The following is a 989-nucleotide window of genomic DNA, read 5'->3' as shown; positions in this document are numbered from 1 at the left end:
GACCGGCGCGCCGGGGCCGGGGGCCGGTGCGTGCTGTTCGCCCGGCCTGCGGCGCCGGCCGCCGCCGGGCGCCGCCGCCTCCCGGGCACCGGGCAGCGTGCCGGGTGCGCCCGGCGTCCCGGTGCCCTTGGGTACGGGGCCCTTGCGGCTGTGTCGTCCCACGCCCCGGATCAGCTCCCACCGCAGTCGTCGAGCAGCTCCCGGATCGCCTGGGCGACCGTCTCCGGGTACTCCATCATCGCAACGTGCCCGGCGTCCGGGAGCGTCAGCAGCCGGGAGTCCCGGAACGCCGCCGTCGCCTTGCGAGCCATACGGTACGAGACGAGCCGGTCCCTGCGCCCGTAGACGAGCAGAGTCGGTGCCATCACCCGCTCCGCCTGACGCCACAGCGCGTGCTGCCCGCCGAGGGTGTAGGCGTCCACGATCCCCCGTGCCGACCTGGTCATCGCGTCCCAGAAGTAGGGCAGCCCCATGCGCCGCTCCATCTCCTCGACGGCGTTGCGCAGTCCTTCGTCCGTCACCCGTGCGGGGTCGCCGTAACAGAGCGCGAGTACCCCGCGCGTGCGCTGTTCGGCGCTCCAGTCCTTGGTGAGCCGGGAGAAGAGCGTGGCGACGCCGGGCACGGCGAGCAGGGCCGTCGGCACGGCCGACCGCTGGACGCGCAGCTCCGGCAGCGCGGGTGAGACCAGGGTGAGCGTGCGGACCAGGTCGGGCCGGGCGGCGGCCACCCGGGTGCACACGGCGCCCCCGAGGGAGTTCGCGACCAGGTGCACCGGCCCGCGGCCGGCGGCGTCGAGATGGCGGACGACCGCCCTGGCGTGCCCTCGGACCGTGTAGTCGCCGTCGTCCGGCGGCGGGGAGTCGCCGAAGCCGGGCAGGTCGATCGCCTCGCCGTCCACGGCGTCCGCGAGCAGCGGCATCAGGGCCGACCAGTTCTGCGACGAACCGCCGAGGCCGTGCACATAGAGCGCGGGCGGCAGTCCGGGGCG

The 989-nt window shown here is 75.6% G+C and carries 1 protein-coding gene; it reads right to left on the bottom strand.

Annotation, left to right across the window (positions count from 1 at the left end; translation table 11 throughout):
* Window positions 1-170: 170 nt before the first annotated feature.
* The coding region (locus EAO77_RS35700) for an alpha/beta fold hydrolase (protein ID WP_147992468.1) at window positions 171-989 on the bottom strand (819 nt) is incomplete at its 5' end.

It is taken from the genome of Streptomyces sp. T39 (assembly GCF_008042045.1).
GTDB lineage: Bacteria > Actinomycetota > Actinomycetes > Streptomycetales > Streptomycetaceae > Streptomyces.
Note: the sequence above shows the minus strand (reverse complement) of the source record. Positions and strands in the feature narration are given on the sequence as shown.